Raw genomic sequence first — 17,449 nt, 5'->3', positions numbered from 1 at the left:
AGTACGCTTATTGCTTTTACCGGCTGATTTATTCATCCCTTAGACTATTGATCGGATTTGCTTTTGCTGCAAAGACACTTTTGGTTGATAGGACAAGACTCGCAAATGCAATCAACCCCAAGGCAGAAAGTCCAAAAATCCAAGGGCTTATCGTGGTTCGATAAACAAAGTCATTGAGCCAGCTCTGCATAAAATAATACGCAATCGGAAAAGCGACCAAACAGGCTATGCCAACCAACGAAAGCAAATTTTTAAGTAGTAGAAATGTGATCTGGAAAACAGATGCCCCCAATACTTTACGGATTCCAATTTCCTTTGTGCGTTGATTTGCCGTAAATATGGCTAATCCAAATAAACCTAGGCCAGCAATCAGGATTGAAAGCCCTACTGCCCATGATAGAAGCTTAGAAAGCTGTTTTTCTTGGGTGTAGAAATTTTGGACGACATCATCCAAAAATTTCAGATCTAGTTCATCGTCTGGAAAAACAGATTTGTAACTGCTCGTTATTCTATCGATGGTATTTTTCCAGTTTTCGGGATGTGATTGGTCCAATGCAATATGGAGTACGTATCCTTCCTTACTGCCTGTATACAAGACTGGTTTAACCGCCTGTCGGGCAGAGGCTAGATCAAAATCCTCCATTACACCAACGATGATATTCTGCCCATTTTCGAAGGTTTTACCAATGGCATCCTGTGGATCTTTGATATGCAGTAGCTCAAGTCCTTTTCTATTGATCAGCATTTCACTGGTTGAATCCAGTAAACGTATATTTCTTCCTGCCAGAAGTGGAATCCGATACACTTCCAAATAATTTTCATCACCTGAGCGGCTGTCAAATGTTAGCGATTCCTTCGTTGGTGACTGATCATAAGTGATTGCTGTGGTCATCCAGCCGTTCATTGCGGGGGCAATGTTCCCAAAACTAATCGCTTTGATATCCGTTAGTTTTTTGAGCTCATTTTTAAGGACGATACCTTTAGCAGAATTTTGGAAAGCTCCAGGAATATTGATATTGACGATGGCGTCTTTCTGAAAGCCCATGTCTCGATGGGAGACGTAATTGATCTGCCGAACAACAACGAGTACACAAATCAGAAAAGCCTGAGCTAAGACAAATTGAAAAATAGTCAGTGCTTTGCGGACCCATACGCTTCGGGAAAGATTGGTGTTTTTTCCAAGCTGGTTTTTGAGTGCCAATACAGGAGCGTATCCTGTCAATACCCAAGCTGGATAAAACCCCGCAAGAATGGTGACCACGATAAGCTGCCCGAATAGGAATAAAGTGATAATGGTTTTGTCTAACCGGTCTAAACTTAAGTTTTTGGGAATAAATCCTTCAAAAACATGTAAGAACAAAGGAAGCAATAAAACAGCGAGTACTGTTGCCGATAAGGTAATCAGAAATGTCTCTAGTAAGAATTGTTTAATTAATGTTGCCTTAGAGCTACCCAATGTCTTGCGAATACCCACTTCTTTAGCTCTTTCAATGGATTGTGCTGTGGATAGATTGATAAAATTTACTGCCCCTAGGGCTAACAGGAAGAATGCCAGTAAAATGAGGTTGCGAAGTGCTTCAGGATGAGTCGCTTCATAATTAAATCGCGTGTCGAAATGAACATCAGATAAGGCTTGTAATTCAAGCTTATCGTTGATTTTTTCACCTTCTTTGTATTTATATTTTTTAAGGAGATTAGCAATATTTCGTTCCAGAAGATGCGGATTGCTCTGTGCTTTTGTCTTGATGAGTACCTGATGTGAATCAGAGATGCTGTTCCAAGCTTCCCAACTATACATCTTTTTTAGGTTGTTGTCTTGGACGATGGTCGCATCAGCGATAAAACTATCAAAATTAAAATCCGAATTATGCTGCGGATTTTCGATTACACCAGCGACCTGAAGTGGTATACTATCTGCATAGATGATGGTTTTGCCAATTACATTTGCAGGCAGTTCTTTTCCATAAAACTTTTCTAGTGTTTTCTGTGTAAGGATAATATTTCCGGATGAATTCAAAGCCTTAGCACTTCCAGCCAACCATTTCGAAGGGAAAATATCGAAGTATTGACTGTTGGTAAAAGCCATCTTTTGCTCTTTTGGAAAAGTTTGGAATTTATCCGTCGCGGTTGAAACTTTTAGTTTGGGAATATGGCTTCGATAAATGGGGGCTACTGCTTCTAAGTTCGGTAATTCCGATTCCATGGTACGAACCAATGGCACGTAAACACCGGCATTTTTAAATTCACCATTATTGACAACACGATAGACCTGTTCTTGATTTGGAACGTGTTTATCAAAACTGTAGTCGTATTGGATCATTAAGAAAATAACCAGTGTTGCAGTTATGCCAATGGCTAGGCTGATGATATTGATAAACGTGATCAGCTTGTGTTTTTTTAGAAAACGAAAGGCTGTTTTTAGCGAATTTACAATCATTGTTGCTGTGTTTTTGTTAACCCTACAATTTGATAAACTATGTGTTGCTATTCGTCCCGTAAGCTATTTACGGGATTTTGGATAGCTGCCTTGATCGATTGAAAACTAATAGTCAGCAGCGCTGCAAACAAAGCCAGACCGGCGCCCAGAATAAATGGACTTGCGGTCAGATCAATGCGGTAATAAAAGTCTTCAAGCCATTTGCTGCACATCCACCAGGTCAATGGTGCGGCAATAAGAATGCTGATTAAAATAAGCTGTACAAAGTTTTTGGCGAGTAAATGGAAGATATTGGGAATACTTGCACCCAAAACTTTACGGATACCGATCTCTTTGCTGCGTTGGAAAGCTGCAAGGGTAATCAGTCCAAATAGACCCAGGCAGCCAATTAAGATGGCAACAATTGTACTCACGTTAATTAATTTGCCCAGATTTTGCTCTTTTTGATAGAGTGACGCAATCGTTTCATCGTAGAACTTTATTTCTATGGGGAGTCCCGGAAAAAACTGCGTATATACTTTGTTGATCGCTTCAATACTGGTTTTCCATTCTTTGCTGTTTCCCGATAGTTTTATATTGAAGGTATAGGCACCACGGCTAAAACTGCGCAAAGCCAAAGGCGTGATCTCTTTATAGAATTCCTGGGCATGAAAATCTTTAATAACGCCAACGATCGGGAAGGTACTGTCTTCTTGACCAATTGACTTCCCGATGGCATCTTGAGGCGAATTGAAGCCGAAAGCCCTGACAGCAGATTCATTAATAATATAAGCATTGACAGTATCTGACTGCGGTAGATTGCTGCCCGCAATTAACTTCATGTCATAGACAGCGATATAATTCGGATCCGCATTTTTAAAGAAAATATCCGATGAAATTTTCTCTTTTAAGGTAGGGTCTTGTCGATGAAACCAAGAGGAGGAGTAATTGTTTGTTAAAGGCTTGCTACCAATTGAGACCGCCGCAACCCCTTTTATCTTTTGGATCTCGTGCAGAAGTGTTTGTTTCTTACGCTGGTCAATTTTTTCCTCGTAAAACTTGTTGACAAGTTTGGACGGGAGGTCAAAAGTGACTACTGCATTTTTGTCAAATCCCATATCCTTGTTGAGCGTATAGGAGAGTTGTTGGCCGATGATAAGGGCTGAAACTGTAAAAAATTGAGCAATAAAGAATTGGAATACAATTAACGTCTTCCGGAGGTTGATTTGTGTTTTTCCAATTTGAAACTGCTTGCCAGCCCGAAATAAATTGACAGGCTGTACCTTTTTAATTAACCAAGAAGGATATGCCGAGGAAATTAAAGTCGTTACGGTCAGTAAAATTGCGATAAACAGCATGGATGTCGTCGAACTTGTAAAATCCTTTACTTTCTCCGGAATCATTTCTTGAAAATAGAAAAAGGCCAGTTTCGTCAGAAAGACCGAACAAACAAGTGCAATAGCAATGGTTAAAAGCGATTCAAAGATAATTTGGCTAACCAATTTTCCCTGACTACTTCCCAATGTTTTACGGACACCAATATCTTTACTCCGCGCTGGTATTTGTGCCGTACTAAGATTGATATAGTTGATACAGGCCAAAAGCATCAGAAAAGCAGCTACGGCAATTAACCCATAAATAACGGTTTTGCTTGTTCTTTCGGCGTACCATTCTTTTATGTGGACTGCAAAATGGGAATCTTTTAGTGGCATGACCACGACCTTTCGGTTGTAGTCAAACCTCGGTTTTTTTTCCTGGCTGAATTCCTGCCATTTTTTTTGTCCGATCTTATTGATAGCTGCCTGGATTGGAAGGTCTTTTACACCATCTTTTAATCGGATATAAAGTCTGTCAGTACCATTGGTATTCGTCCAGACATTCAGTGGGTAGACTTCTTCTTTAAGCAAGACGAATTCTGTGCCATTGAACTCCGTGTTGAAGCCAAGGTCATCAACAATGCCAGTTACTGTTTTGGGTATACTGTCGTTATAAAAGATGGTTTTGCCGATTAAGCCCTGGACAGCCTGGTTTGGGAAATAAATGGCTGCCCTTTTTTTTGTCAATACGATGTCGTTGGCAGTTGAAAATGCTTTCTCAGGTGAACCTGCTAACCATTTGTAGCCAACGAGCTTGAAGTAGTCGCTGGTAGTCTCCGTTACATTGCCTTCTGCCTCATCAAAGTCTTCAACGAGCAGTTGATCTTTTTGTCCCTTGTTGATCGTGACAGATTCCATTTGATAATTTCTGAATGCTGGAGCAACCAGCTCGACACCCGGAATTTCTTTTCGAATGGCTTGATAAAAAGGTTTTGCCAATCCCCCGTTATAATTGTCCTTACCATCATTTTTAAACTGGGAAATGATCCGATAGGTTTGCTCAAGCTGAGGAACTCCGGCTTCGAAACTATACTCATAATTGACAATCTTAAAGATGACCCAACATGAGGTAATGCCGATCGCCAGTCCAATAATGTTTAATAGGGAGAATAGTTTATTCTTCCAAAGTTGTCGAATTGTCGATTTTAATAGGAGGTTGTTCATCGCAGAAGTATTATAATTGGATAAGATTATAGCAGATTATTCGTCTCTTAAACTGTCTACCGGGTTTGCTCTTGCCGCCTTAAGAGTCTGATAACTTACCGTGAATAAGGCGATCATAATGGCCATGAAACCAGCAAAGACAAACATCCACCATTGTGGCTCAATGTGATAAGCAAAGTTGTCGAGCCATTTTTTCATCGCCATCCAGGAAAGCGGTGTCGCGATGAAGAGCGCTACTGCCAATAACTTGATAAAGTCGGAAGAGAGGAGGAGGATTAAATTATAGATGGATGCACCGAGAACTTTCCGTACGCCGATTTCTTTGGTACGCTGTTGGGCTGTATACGTAACAAGTCCCAATAAACCCAGACAGGCAATAAAAAGTGCCAATCCGGAGAAAGCTGTAAAAAGTCTTCTAAAATTAAAATCCGCTTCATATTGCCGATTGAAATTATCGTCCAGAAAGCTGTATAAAAATGGGCGGTGTGGTACGAGCTCATTCCACAGTTTGCCGATTCTCGCAACGGTCTCAGGATGGTTTACATGTTGGATATTCAAGGTTAAATACCGGCTGCTGCTTGGTTCAAGTCGCAATGCTAAAGGCTCAATCTTACGGTGCAAAGAAAGGTAGTTGAAATCTTTCACCACTCCAATAACAGTTCCTTCTCTTCCCCATTGACGGAATTGTTTGCCTATGATATCCTGTGAATTTGAATAGCCCCATTGCTTTGCCGCAGATTCATTAATAACAAGTGAATGAGCGGTATCAGCAGGGAAATCTCTCGAATAAGCACGTCCCGCAGCCATCTGTAAACCGATATTAGGAATAAAGTCAACATCGACTTCGTATAAGAAAGGAGCAAATTGAGTCATCGTTCCGTTAGCTGACATGATTTCGGTTCCGGCATTTGGAAAAAACGTTCCCGGTACCGTACGTGATGCGGTGACAGACAAGACATCTTTGTCTTTGGCGAGTGTGGATTTTATCGCTTCCAGGTTATTGTTTACCTTATCATCGAAATTATAATCAATGACAAGCCGTTGATCTTTTTGAAATCCAAGATCTCGGTGCTGTAATTGATCTAGTTGAGAAAAAACGACGACTGTACCTGCAATGAGTGCAATGGAAAGGCAAAATTGGAAAACAACTAATACGCGACGTAATAATGTGCCACCTTTGCTGTTACTGTAACTTCCTTTAAGTACTGTAATGGGTTTGAAATTTGCTAGAATCAACGCGGGATAGCTGGCAGCAAGAAGTCCCGTAAAAATGGTAGTGAATACGAATATTGCCCAGGTCGTCCCATTTTTCAGGGACGAATAATTGAGGTGTTTGCCTGAAAATGCTTCCAAAAAGGGAAGAAAAGCCATAACGAGCAGTATAGCCAAAATACTACTGACGAATACGAGAACCAATGATTCAGACATAAACTGAAAGATCAGATTGTTCTTGCTCGCGCCAATGGTTTTTCGGACACCGACTTCTTTTGCTCTTTCCATTGACCTGGAGGTCGCAAGATTCATAAAATTCACGCAGGCAATAAGTAAGATAAAGCCACCAATGATGGTGAATATATAGAGATTTTGATAACTTCCGTTTGAACCGGGTTGACGATCTGCCGACGAGTGCATGTAAGCTTGGAGGAGAGGCTCGATATGGAAATTGTATTTTGCGTTGGGGTTTTGATTTGTAGGGAGATGCCGCTTGAGAAACTCCGGTATTTTTTGGTCGAACTTAGCAGGATCAAAGTCTTTTGAAGCGAGAAAGTACGTGTAGAAGTCTACATAATCCCAGCCTTCTTTATTAAATACGTCTGGCCGTGCTTTTCTGAATGTATTCATCGAGAGCAATGCATCGAACGTAAAGTGTGAATTAGCAGGTACATCGGCCATTACGGCTGTTACAGTATATAGACCTGCGTCAGCACGGCCCGCAGCTAAGCCTCCCTCAAGCGTCTTGCCAATGGGATTTTGATCTCCGAAATATTTCTTTGCAGTACTTTCTGTTAATACGACAGAATAGGCGTTTTTTAAAGCTGTATGAGGATCGCCGGCCAAAACCTTCCAACTGAAGACATCAAATGCAGTAGAGTCCATGAAAAATACATTTTCCTCCTGGAATCTTTTATCGCCCTGTTTGAGCAGGATAGACGTTTGACCCGAGAATTGAACAACTTTCTCGATTTCTGGAAAGTCTGCTTTGATAGCTTCACCAATAGGTCCATTGCCCCAGATTTGATGCTGCTCTGTGCTGCTAACATCTTTATAGTCGTGTACGATGCGGTAAATCCGCTCTTTGTTTACGTGATACTTATCGTAGGAAAGTTCGTTCTGAACATAAATTGCGATCAATAGGCAACAGGCCAAACCTATCGCAAGGCCAATGATGTTGATGGTCGAGTATCCTTTGTTCTTCTGGATATTGCGCCAGGCTATTTTTATATAATTCTTGATCATAGCTTTATTTCTTGAGTGCCAGTGAATGCATATCAATCATCCACGTTCTTATATTTCTTTTTATTCGTCCCTTAAACTATCTACGGGATTGGATAAAGCTGCTCTAACGGCCTGATAACTGACGGTGACAACGGCAATTAGCAAGGCCAGGATACCACCGAAGACAAATGTTTGCAGCTCTAGATCTGTTTTATATGCAAAATTGCTCAACCATTGTTTCATCAGGTAAACCGCGATGGGACAGGCAATCAGAATGGAAATGGAAACGAGTAGCACGAAATTTTTTCCCAATAGCCGGACGACACCAAAGGTGCTAGCTCCAAGAACTTTACGGATGCCGATTTCTTTTATACGCATTTGCGCTTCGTGAGTTGCCAATGCAAACAGACCTAAAGCAGATATAAAAATGGCGATACCTGCAAAAACATTGAACAACAAACCTGTACGCTGTTCGGATTTATATAGACTATCAAATTGCTGATCAATGAAAGTATATTTGAAAGGAGTGTCTGATGGATAGCGGTTATAGACCTTTTCTAATGCTTTGATGGCCTCAGTGGCTTTTTTGGTACTTGTTTTAACATAAAGCGTGCCCGAGCCCCAGCGCGTCCAGAAGACCATTGGACCTATTTTATCTTTGATGGATTTGAAGTGAAAATCTTTCACCACACCGATAATTTGTCCAGGGAAATCGTGGAAACTCATATTGGATCCCACATATGGCGGCTTTAACCCCATTTGTTTTGCTAAGGTCTCGTTGATAATATATCCGGAAGAATCCGCTGGCAGGCCTGTGAAATTTTTCCCCTCAACGAACTGTATATTCATTAACGGAATAAAATCCTTGTCAATTTTGGCTTGCGCTACAATTAGCTTGTTGTCTTTGGATTTGCCAGGCCAATCTATATCGCCCGTGGCATTTCCGAAATCCGTCATGTTGTAAACACTTGAAAGAGAGACTCCTTGTATTGCGTCGTTATTTTTGAGTTCGGTCTGTATGGCGTCCATATGTTTGTAGGCCTCCTCAGGAAGACCAAGTGTAATGACATGATCTCGGTCGTATCCGAGGTTGATCTTTTGGATAAAATCCAGTTGATTGCGGATAACCAAGGTGCATACAATCAGTGTTACAGACAGTGTAAATTGAAAAACCACCAATATTTTACGAATGGTCGTTGAGGAAACTCCTTTAACTGATTTTCCTTTTAACGAATGAATGGGATTGAATGAGGAAAGCTGTATCGCAGGATATATACTGGATAAGCCTAGTGTGCCGATAATCGCAACACCTATATATAACCATATTGTACTGTTTTGGAAGGAGTAGCTGATTGATTTCTGTGCAATTTGATTGTATCCAGTATGAAGTAAAAGGATAAGAATGAAAGCTATTACGAGCGAGCAAAAGAATACAACAACCGTTTCGGTGATAAACTGTAAGAATAGATGGAGACGATTGGCACCGATTATCTTTCGGATGCCAACATCTTTCGCCCGGTCCAATGCCCGTGCAGTACTCAGATTGACATAATTTACTGCACCAATAACCAATAATAAGATTGCAATGATCCCAAAAATTTGCACCATGCGAAGTGTCGATTTATTGCCGTCCGGGGCGATTAAGTGCATGGTTTTTAAAGGATCTAAAACAAAGATGGTTGAATTTTCACCATCGCGGGCTTTGGTATAATTATCCGAGATAAATTTTCCAATGAGGGTAGGAGAAGCCGTTGGTTTTACTTTGACGTAGGTAGCGAAGCTGTAATTGCCTAAGTCTTCATCGATTGTTTTCCATTTTCCATTACCGCCCCAATTTGTAAACCGTTGTGCATGATAACCTAATGGAATGATCACATTGAATTGCATCGAGGAATTTTGTGGAACATCTTTTAAGATACCGGCTACGGTGAACAGATCTGTACCGTAACGGAAGGTCTTTCCAATGGCCTGCTGGCTGCTAAAGAGTTTTTCCGCTGTCGATGCTGTGACCAGTGCCTGTTTATAATTTTCCTGAAAACCTACAAGCGAGCCCTCTTGTAAGGGAAAATGAAACATATTAAAAAAACTGCTATCAACATAATAGATACTCATATCCGTTACAGGGCGTTTCAGCTTATCGTTGACCAAAGTAACATTATAATCCTGTGAAACGCGCGTTGCAAATTCTACGTCGGGTGCATTTTGGGCATAGTTGCTTACAGGACCCGGCGTAATCCCCCATATTGCGCCATTGTGTTCTGGATCTAAATGGGAATTTACGGTATATATGGCCTCATAGTTTGGGTGAAATTTATCAAAGCTCTGTTCATCCTGTACCCAAAAAATAATTAATATCGCTGCAGTAAGACTGACCGACAGACCTAATATATTGATCGCGGTATAGAATTTTCTTTTCCTTAATTCTCTAATTGCGGTTATTAAATAATTCTTTATCATAGGGGCAGGTGTTAGTTGTATTGTTCATTAATGAGCTTCTTTATCATCTTATTCATCTCTTAAACTATGTACTGGGTTTGCACGTGCCGCTTTTATGGATTGGTAGCTCATCGTAAAAAATGCAATAAGTAAGGTTGCGGCAGCCGGAATAATAAACATCCACCAGGATAGCTCTATTTTATACGCAAAATCATCCAACCATTTGTGCATCGCCCACCAAGCAATTGGGGTAGCAATCAAAATAGAAATGAGTATAAGTTTGATATAATCTTTTGATAATAATCCAATAATCCCCAATACCGTGCTTCCCAATACTTTTCGAATACCAATTTCTTTGGTACGTTGTACCGTGGTGATGGTAACCAGACCGATCAATCCCAGGCAGCTGATGAGAATTGTCGTCGATGTAAATAGATTGATAATCTTCGAAAATTTTAGATCACTGCTATAGAGTTCTTTGATTTGCTGATCATAGAAATCATATTTGAATGGGGCTTTTGGATAATATTTTTTCCATTCTTTCTCAATCTGTTTTAAAGTTTCCGGCCAGGTAGTTGAATTACTATTGAGTTTGACGCTTAGTCTGTTTAATTCCCATTTTTTAATAGAGCCCAGCATGACAACAGGTTGAATGGCTGCATGGAGATTTTTTGTGTGAAAATTGTCGGTTACACCCACAATCTGCCGCTGTTTGTCGGTATAGGTGACAAAGCTACCTACAGCATTTTCAGCGGATTTAAAGCCTAACTTTTGAACGGCGGCTAAGTTTAACACGATGCCTGTGCTCGTATCGGACAACTGCAGCGGGCGGCCAGCAAGCATTTTAAAATTATAGAGTTTAAAGTTATCTTGGTCGACAAATTTCATTTGTACATCAGCTTGTACCTGTCCCGTATCACTTTTCGCAAACAAGGCATTTCCCCAATGGTCGTTACTCATGGGCAGATGCCCCAATGAAGCCTGCTCTACACCTGTGATGTGCTTAATCGCTTGCTTAAAAACAAAAGGATCAACATTACTGTCCTGGTAGCTTTTACTCGGGAAACGTAGGGTAATGATCGCATCCTTATCGAAGCCGGAGTTATTCTGTAGCGCATGTTTCAACTGTAGACCAATGATGCAAGTTGAAATAACAAACAGCTGAGCAATCAAAAATTGAAATATAATGAGCATTTTCCGAAAAGAAAGATTGCCAAATTTGAGACTTTGCGCATTTGATATTTTAATGACTTCAACAATCTTGACTTTGTTTGTTAATAAAATCGGGTAACCTGAGGAAATTAAGGTAATCGTGATTGTAAGTGTTGCTAAAAATAGCGATACTCCCCATGGATCGGGATACAACTTGAGCTGATCGGGAATATAGGAGGCTAAAACTGTTTGAATGAGAATAAGTAAAGGCCAAGATAAAAGCACCGAAAAAGCTGTAATGCAAAATGTTTCCAACAAAAAGGACTTTGTAATTCTTTTCTGGCTTTCTCCTAATGTCTTTCTGATACCAATCTCTTTAGCCCGCTGTGGGATTTGGGCGGTAGCGAGATTGATGTAATTGACACAGGCGAGTAAAAGCAAAAATATACCTATGCCGATTAGGCCATACATTATTTTCTTATTAACATTATTTTGCGCGTAAGAAGTAAAATGTAAGTCTTTTAAAGGTACTGTGTTTACATGCATTTTAAACCCAAACTTGTCAAATTCGGCATGCGTCATCTCATAGGCCTTTTTATCGGCTGTCTTTATGAGGTTAGGAAGGGAAGCCGATGATTTTACCTTAATAAAGAGCTGCCAATTTGAATTTGAATTGTTCCAGTTTGTGCTATTCCATTCCTTTTCTGGAATCTGGATAAATTCTTTACCCAAAAAGCTGCTTGGATGGGCTAGATCTTTTACAATGCCGGTGACATTGTATAATGTACTATCATAGGACAAAGTCTGTCCTATGATTTGGTCTATTGACCTGTTTGGGAAATACAATTTAGCCCGCGATTCTGTCAGGATGACTTCATGGCTATTTTTTAGTATATTCCTTTGGTCGCCAGCTAACCAAACATAAGGTGTCATTTTGAAATAGTCTCCCGTGGTACCGATGATATCGGGTTGATCTTCAAACTCTATTTTCTGCGTGCCGCCAATATTACTGACACGCTCAAAGTATTGTTTAAAGATGGGTACTGTTAGTTCAACATGGACAAAGTTTTCCTTGATATATGCCGGTAATGGTGCGGGAACACCATCGAAATGATCTAATTTATCCTTTTCTTCATAGGAGGTATGGACCTTGTAAATCTGCTCACTTTCCGGATGATGCTGATCAAAACTAAATTCATAATTGACGATACGGAAAATAAGCCAACAGGCACTTATTCCGATGGCAAGCCCAAGTACATTTAAAAATGTGAAAAGACGGTTACGCCATAGTTGTCTGAAAATTAATTTAATCGTACTCATCATCTACAGGTTATTAGGTTTAATATCTTGGTTATATATGAGTTGTCTTATACTGAAGTTGTTTCCATAATTACTTGCCCATCTAGCATCCGGATCACACGATCAGAAAACTTAGCATCGTGCTCACTGTGTGTTACCATGACGATGGTTGTGCCGGCCTCGTTCAATTCAGTAAGGAGCTGCATGACTTCGTTACCATTATTGGAATCGAGGTTACCTGTAGGCTCATCGGCAAGAATCAATTTTGGATTATTCACGACTGCGCGAGCAACGGCCACACGTTGTTGCTGACCTCCGGAAAGCTGTTGTGGAAAGTGATTTCGGCGGTGCATGATCTGGACTTTTTCCAAAACTTCTTCTACACGCTTTTTGCGTTCTGCAGCTGGAACATTGGTATAAACCAGTGGAAGTTCCACGTTTTCAAATACCGTTAGTTCATCGATTAGATTGAAGCTCTGGAATACAAAACCAATGTTATGTTTGCGGAGATCTGAGCGACCACGTTCTTTGAATTTGGCAACTTCAATCTCGTTGAACAGATAGCTTCCTTCATCCAAATCATCCAGCAATCCGATAATATTGAGTAAAGTCGATTTTCCACAGCCCGAAGGACCCATTACAGCAACAAACTCGCCCTCTTTGACATGAATGTTTAGGTTGTTTAATGCGACGGTTTCAACTTCTTCAGTGCGGTAATACTTTTGAAGGTTTGTGATCTTGATCATATTTTTTGTGCTCATGGTTTTTATGTTTTGGATCCTTGGCGATATTGCCTTGGACAGTTATTATTTCTGTTATTAAATTCTGTTTATTTAATTGTTTATTGATCTCTTAAAGTCTTCGTCGGATTGGCTATCGCCGCTTTAAATGCCTGTGAACTGATCGTCAGTAGGGCAATAACAATTGCTGCCACAGCACTGATGACAAAGATGGTCCAGGAAATCTCTACATGATGTGCATAGTTGGTTAACCATTTGCTCATAATGATCCATGCAATAGGAAAGGCAATGATACAGGAGATCGCTATAAGCGTAACAAATTCACGGTTGAGCATTTGGATAAGTCCCGAAACAGAGGCCCCCAGGACTTTACGAATACTGATTTCTTTTGCGCGTTGCTCTGTTGCAAAGGCGGCTAAACCAAACAGGCCCAGGCAGGAGATGATGATAGACATCAGTGCAAATACACTGGATAGTTGCTGTACAAAAAGCTCAGCTTTAAACTTATTATTGAAACTATCATCTAAAAATTTATAGTCAAAAGGGAAGCCCGGGTTATTTTTGACGATGACCTTCTCAATTTGTTGAATGGCATCTGGTAAATCTACTCCAGCCTTTGTTTTGATGGTCATGATGCCATTATCTCTATTCATCGGTAGAAATAGCATCGGCTCAGGATCGGCATACACATTGTTATAAACGAAGTTCTTGACGACACCGGCGATGGTGAACTTTTCCTCACCGTAACTGATGATATTACCGGCCACAAGGCCATCTTTTTTGATCAGTTTTGCAAATGCTTCGTTGATGATAACCGAGGTGCTATCACCTACAAAATTTTGATGGAAGTTTCTACCGTCAAAAAGCTTTAGATCCAAAGCTGGAATAAGACCTTCATCAGAACGTAACATGCCAATCAAAATACTGGCATTTGGATCTTTTCCATCCCAGCTAAAACCGGACGTATTGGAGTTGATATTGAGTATACTCATATCACTGACACCGACCTCTTGCACAGCTCCTGTTGCCAATAATTGATTTTTAATCAGTGGGAGATGTTTGGCCATATCGCCTTGTAGCGCTGTTGTCAACACCTGACTCTTATCAAATCCGAGATCCCTGTTCTTGTTGTGCTGAATCTGTTGGTAGATAATAATGGTACAGATAATCAAAACGACGGATGCCGTATATTGTAAAATCACCAATCCTTTGCGTACAAGACTTCCGCTTCCGGCTTTTTGCTTCGCACCTTTAATTGTCGTTAGTGGTTTGAATGCGGATAGGAAAAATGCGGGATAGCTACCTGCAAATAGGCCACAGGCAAGGGTAATTGCCAACAGAAAAAGGAGGTGTAAAGGTGCCGATAAATTAACCTTCAGCTCTTGGCCTATCATTGCATTGAAGGGACCGATAAAGATGTAAATCAGCAACAAGGCTACCAGGGAAGAGATGGTTGCCAATACGAGCGATTCCCCTAGGAATTGCGTCACCAAAGATTTGCGGCTTGCGCCAACAACTTTACGCATACCGACTTCTTTTGCTCTTTTTTCTGATCTTGCTGTTGCGAGATTCATAAAATTGATGCAGGCAATTAATAGAACAACCCAAGCAATAAAGGTAAATAGACGTATATTTTTAATACCGCCTTCTATTTCATTTCCGCTATTGTCAAATTGGTTGTAAGTAATCCAACGTTCCATTGGATAGAGGTAATTTTGTGAGAACGTGACTTCACCATTGGTTTTGCGTTTGACAAAATCCATCATCTGTTTGTTGATCTGATCAACATGGGCATTATCTTCGACCTGAACCAATGTTTGTACACCATTGTTTCCCCAGTTTTCCAACCAATCCTGACCAGCTTCAAACTTTTTGAATGGAATCAGCCATTGAAAATCATAGCTGCTATTTTTGGGTAGGTCCTTGATTACCCCTGCAACAATAAATGGCTCAGTATTGTTTGTTTTAACGGTTTTTCCCAATGCCGGGCGGTTACCAAATAATTTATGGGCAGCTGTTTCTGATAATACGATATTGTTGACCTGATCGAAGGCGGTCTTTCGATCACCCTCCAAAAATTCCAAGGAAAGCACATCTGCAATGGAGCCATCGGCATATACCCCTGTCTGAAATATATTATTGTCTCCTACAGAAAATAACATGGGCGAATTCCAGCTCATGCGAACGGCATGCTTAATACCGGGTATTTCTTTTGCTACGCTTTGCGCAAATGGTCCGGGTGTCGATTCGAATACATAAGTAGCGCCATCGTAAGTCTGTTTTGATTTGACAACATAGATATTCTTTTTGTTGGCGAAATTACCGTTGTAGCCCAACTGGCTTTCAACCCATAAAAAAATCAACGATGCCGCAGCGATACCGACCGCCAATCCGAAAATATTAAGAAAGCTGTACCCCTTGGTTTTCCAAAGGTTGCGAAGTGCGGTTTTAATAAAGTTTTTAATCATAATTAAGTCGTATGATAAAAGCGGTTATCGAGAGATCTGATGTGCTCGATAACCGCTAGATGTTACTTTTTAATATTTAGCTCTTGCACCTTATCGTAGGTCTCATAGCTCGATACGATAACCTTATCGCCCGGTTGTAGACCTTTGATAACCTCATAATATTCCGGATTTTGTCTTCCTAATTGGATATCGACACGATATGCTGTACTTCCATTTTTATCCAATTTGAAGATCCAGTTACCACCGGTCTGTTGATAAAAACCGCCTTTTGCCAGCAATAACGCTTTGGTTTCATCGCTTAATGCCAAACGTATTTGTAAAGTCTGTCCACGGCGGATCCCTTTGGGAACATCATTGATAAACTCCATGTCAACCTGGAATCGGCCATTGGTGACTTGTGTATAGACTTTCTTGATACGGAGTTTGTAGGTTTTTTCACCGATAGAAAACTCCCCTTGTAGATCTGGGAAAATACGGTTGATATAATGTTCATCGATGTCAGCACGCACTTTGAATCCTGTTAAGACGTCGATTTGTCCCAATCGTTCCCCTGCGTTTTTATTTTGCCCGATTTCTGCATCGAAGGCGGTCAATTGCCCGTCAACAGGTGCCCTAACAATCAAGTCGCCAATTTTCCTTTTCATCAGTTCCAATGCACTCTGCGTGCGTTGGTAGGTTTGTTTGTCCTGATTGGTTTTCTGCGCATTGGAGATTTCGTCCTGTTTCAGGATCTGTTTGGTCAAGTTGACCCGTTCTTTTTGATAGTTGTATTCGTTCTTTGATTTTTCGAACTCCTGTGTCCCAATGGCTTTTTCGGCAAGTAATTTTCTGTTTAGATTATAGATCCGCTCCGCTTCCCGGTAGGCCTGTTCTACATCAGCCATTTGGTTGCGGTTGTTGATTGATGCTTGTTGTGCATTGGTCTGCGCAATTTGTGACTGTGTCAATAGATTGAGCACTTGCGTTTCTTGTTGTACCAGGGTAAGCTCCTGATCGGTATTGGAAAGACGCATGATGGCATCCCCTTTTTTCAGGATAGCGCCATCTTCTACAAATTTTTCTTCTACACGTCCACCTACAGATGCATCGAGGTATATACTGCTAATGGGAAGCACTGTGCCATTTATGGGGATAAATTCTTGAAAGTTACCGTTTTTTATTTCGACAATAGAGATGCGGTCAGCTTCAACATTCAGTTTGCTTTTGCCGGAGGTAAAATAGAAACTGGCGCTGATCAATCCAACTAAGCCAGCAACCCCCACAATAGTCATGATACGTTTGCTATTCCACTTCTTCTTTTCTAAAGGTCTGTCCATAATTTAATATCAATTTTGTATGTAACTATGAAAGCTGTGCCAAGAATGTAATTTGCTGATTGGTAGGTTTTTATTTTGTTGAGTGTTAAGCTTGGTGTTCGATAGCGGACACTTCTTGTACGAAGGCGTACAACTGGAAGTTTTTTGCTGTTTAGGGCGTCAACTGAAGCGCTGTGAGCAACTATAATTTGGCTGCGGTGATGCACATAAGTTCCGGTGGAGCAAAGGTTATTCTGCTAGCGTAAATGGGTTAAGGGGACGTAGCTATAATGATCGATTAGTCCTGAAGGTTGGCAAAAGAGGTCTATTCAGAAGTCAGGATTTCGATCTATTTCAGTATAAGACAATAGCTATTGTATTCGGAGATTACTCGGTGCTTATTCGGTACTTGTTCGGTACTCCTTCGGTGCTTGTTCGGTTGTAACCGAAGAAAAACCGAATAAGCACCGACTTATATCCATTGAATAGATGAATAAATGCCGAATTTGATTTGAATCATTCTTCTATTTATACAGTTTGACTTTGCTATTGTCCAACTACGCACACCGACTGTTCATTAATGAACATTTTTGAAAATATGTTTTTTGTATCTATTTGATAGTTAGTGTTTTTGTTGTTTGGCATGGCGATGGTCGGCAAGAAAATA

Annotated in this window: 8 protein-coding genes; all 8 read right to left on the bottom strand. The window is 40.6% G+C overall.

Annotation, left to right across the window (positions count from 1 at the left end):
- Positions 1-28 precede the first annotated feature (28 nt).
- Positions 29-2,437, bottom strand: coding sequence for an ABC transporter permease (locus AAW12_RS03660; RefSeq protein WP_046672253.1), 2,409 nt, complete (start codon positions 2,435-2,437; stop codon positions 29-31).
- Positions 2,438-2,484: 47 nt separating this feature from the next.
- On the bottom strand, positions 2,485-4,956 hold the full coding sequence (locus AAW12_RS03655; protein WP_046672252.1) for an ABC transporter permease: 2,472 nt from the start codon (positions 4,954-4,956) through the stop codon (positions 2,485-2,487).
- A gap of 36 nt (positions 4,957-4,992) precedes the next feature.
- On the bottom strand, positions 4,993-7,413 hold the full coding sequence (locus AAW12_RS03650) for an ABC transporter permease (protein ID WP_046672251.1): 2,421 nt from the start codon (positions 7,411-7,413) through the stop codon (positions 4,993-4,995).
- A 60-nt stretch (positions 7,414-7,473) separates the two neighbouring features.
- The gene (locus tag AAW12_RS03645) at positions 7,474-9,849 is read right to left on the bottom strand and encodes an ABC transporter permease (RefSeq protein ID WP_046672250.1); all 2,376 of its coding nucleotides are present in this window, start codon (positions 9,847-9,849) and stop codon (positions 7,474-7,476) included.
- 48 nt (positions 9,850-9,897) lie between these two features.
- On the bottom strand, positions 9,898-12,303 hold the full coding sequence (locus AAW12_RS03640) for an ABC transporter permease (RefSeq protein ID WP_084823066.1): 2,406 nt from the start codon (positions 12,301-12,303) through the stop codon (positions 9,898-9,900).
- A 44-nt stretch (positions 12,304-12,347) separates the two neighbouring features.
- A complete protein-coding gene (locus AAW12_RS03635) occupies positions 12,348-13,025 on the bottom strand; it encodes an ABC transporter ATP-binding protein (protein WP_046672289.1) in 678 nt (225 codons plus the stop codon).
- Between the two features lie 95 nt (positions 13,026-13,120).
- Positions 13,121-15,487, bottom strand: a complete 2,367-nt coding sequence (locus AAW12_RS03630) for an ABC transporter permease (protein WP_046672248.1) — start codon at positions 15,485-15,487, stop codon at positions 13,121-13,123.
- Between the two features lie 62 nt (positions 15,488-15,549).
- The gene (locus AAW12_RS03625; protein ID WP_046672247.1) at positions 15,550-16,803 is read right to left on the bottom strand and encodes an efflux RND transporter periplasmic adaptor subunit; all 1,254 of its coding nucleotides are present in this window, start codon (positions 16,801-16,803) and stop codon (positions 15,550-15,552) included.
- Positions 16,804-17,449: the final 646 nt, after the last annotated feature.

It is taken from the genome of Sphingobacterium sp. Ag1 (genome assembly GCF_000988325.1).
In the GTDB taxonomy this organism is placed as follows: domain Bacteria; phylum Bacteroidota; class Bacteroidia; order Sphingobacteriales; family Sphingobacteriaceae; genus Sphingobacterium.
The sequence above is the reverse complement of the archived record's forward strand: the minus strand, read 5'-3'. Positions and strand labels throughout refer to the sequence as shown.

Excerpts from the sequence above, each read along its gene's own strand:
- AAW12_RS03660 (WP_046672253.1), bottom strand. The coding sequence starts at position 2,437 with ATGATTGTAAATTCGCTAAAAACAGCCTTTCGTTTTCTAAAAAAACAC.
- AAW12_RS03655 (WP_046672252.1), bottom strand. The coding sequence starts at position 4,956 with ATGAACAACCTCCTATTAAAATCGACAATTCGACAACTTTGGAAGAAT.
- AAW12_RS03650 (WP_046672251.1), bottom strand. The coding sequence starts at position 7,413 with ATGATCAAGAATTATATAAAAATAGCCTGGCGCAATATCCAGAAGAAC.
- AAW12_RS03645 (WP_046672250.1), bottom strand. The coding sequence starts at position 9,849 with ATGATAAAGAATTATTTAATAACCGCAATTAGAGAATTAAGGAAAAGA.
- AAW12_RS03640 (WP_084823066.1), bottom strand. The coding sequence starts at position 12,303 with ATGATGAGTACGATTAAATTAATTTTCAGACAACTATGGCGTAACCGT.
- AAW12_RS03635 (WP_046672289.1), bottom strand. The coding sequence starts at position 13,025 with ATGATCAAGATCACAAACCTTCAAAAGTATTACCGCACTGAAGAAGTT.
- AAW12_RS03630 (WP_046672248.1), bottom strand. The coding sequence starts at position 15,487 with ATGATTAAAAACTTTATTAAAACCGCACTTCGCAACCTTTGGAAAACC.
- AAW12_RS03625 (WP_046672247.1), bottom strand. The coding sequence starts at position 16,803 with ATGGACAGACCTTTAGAAAAGAAGAAGTGGAATAGCAAACGTATCATG.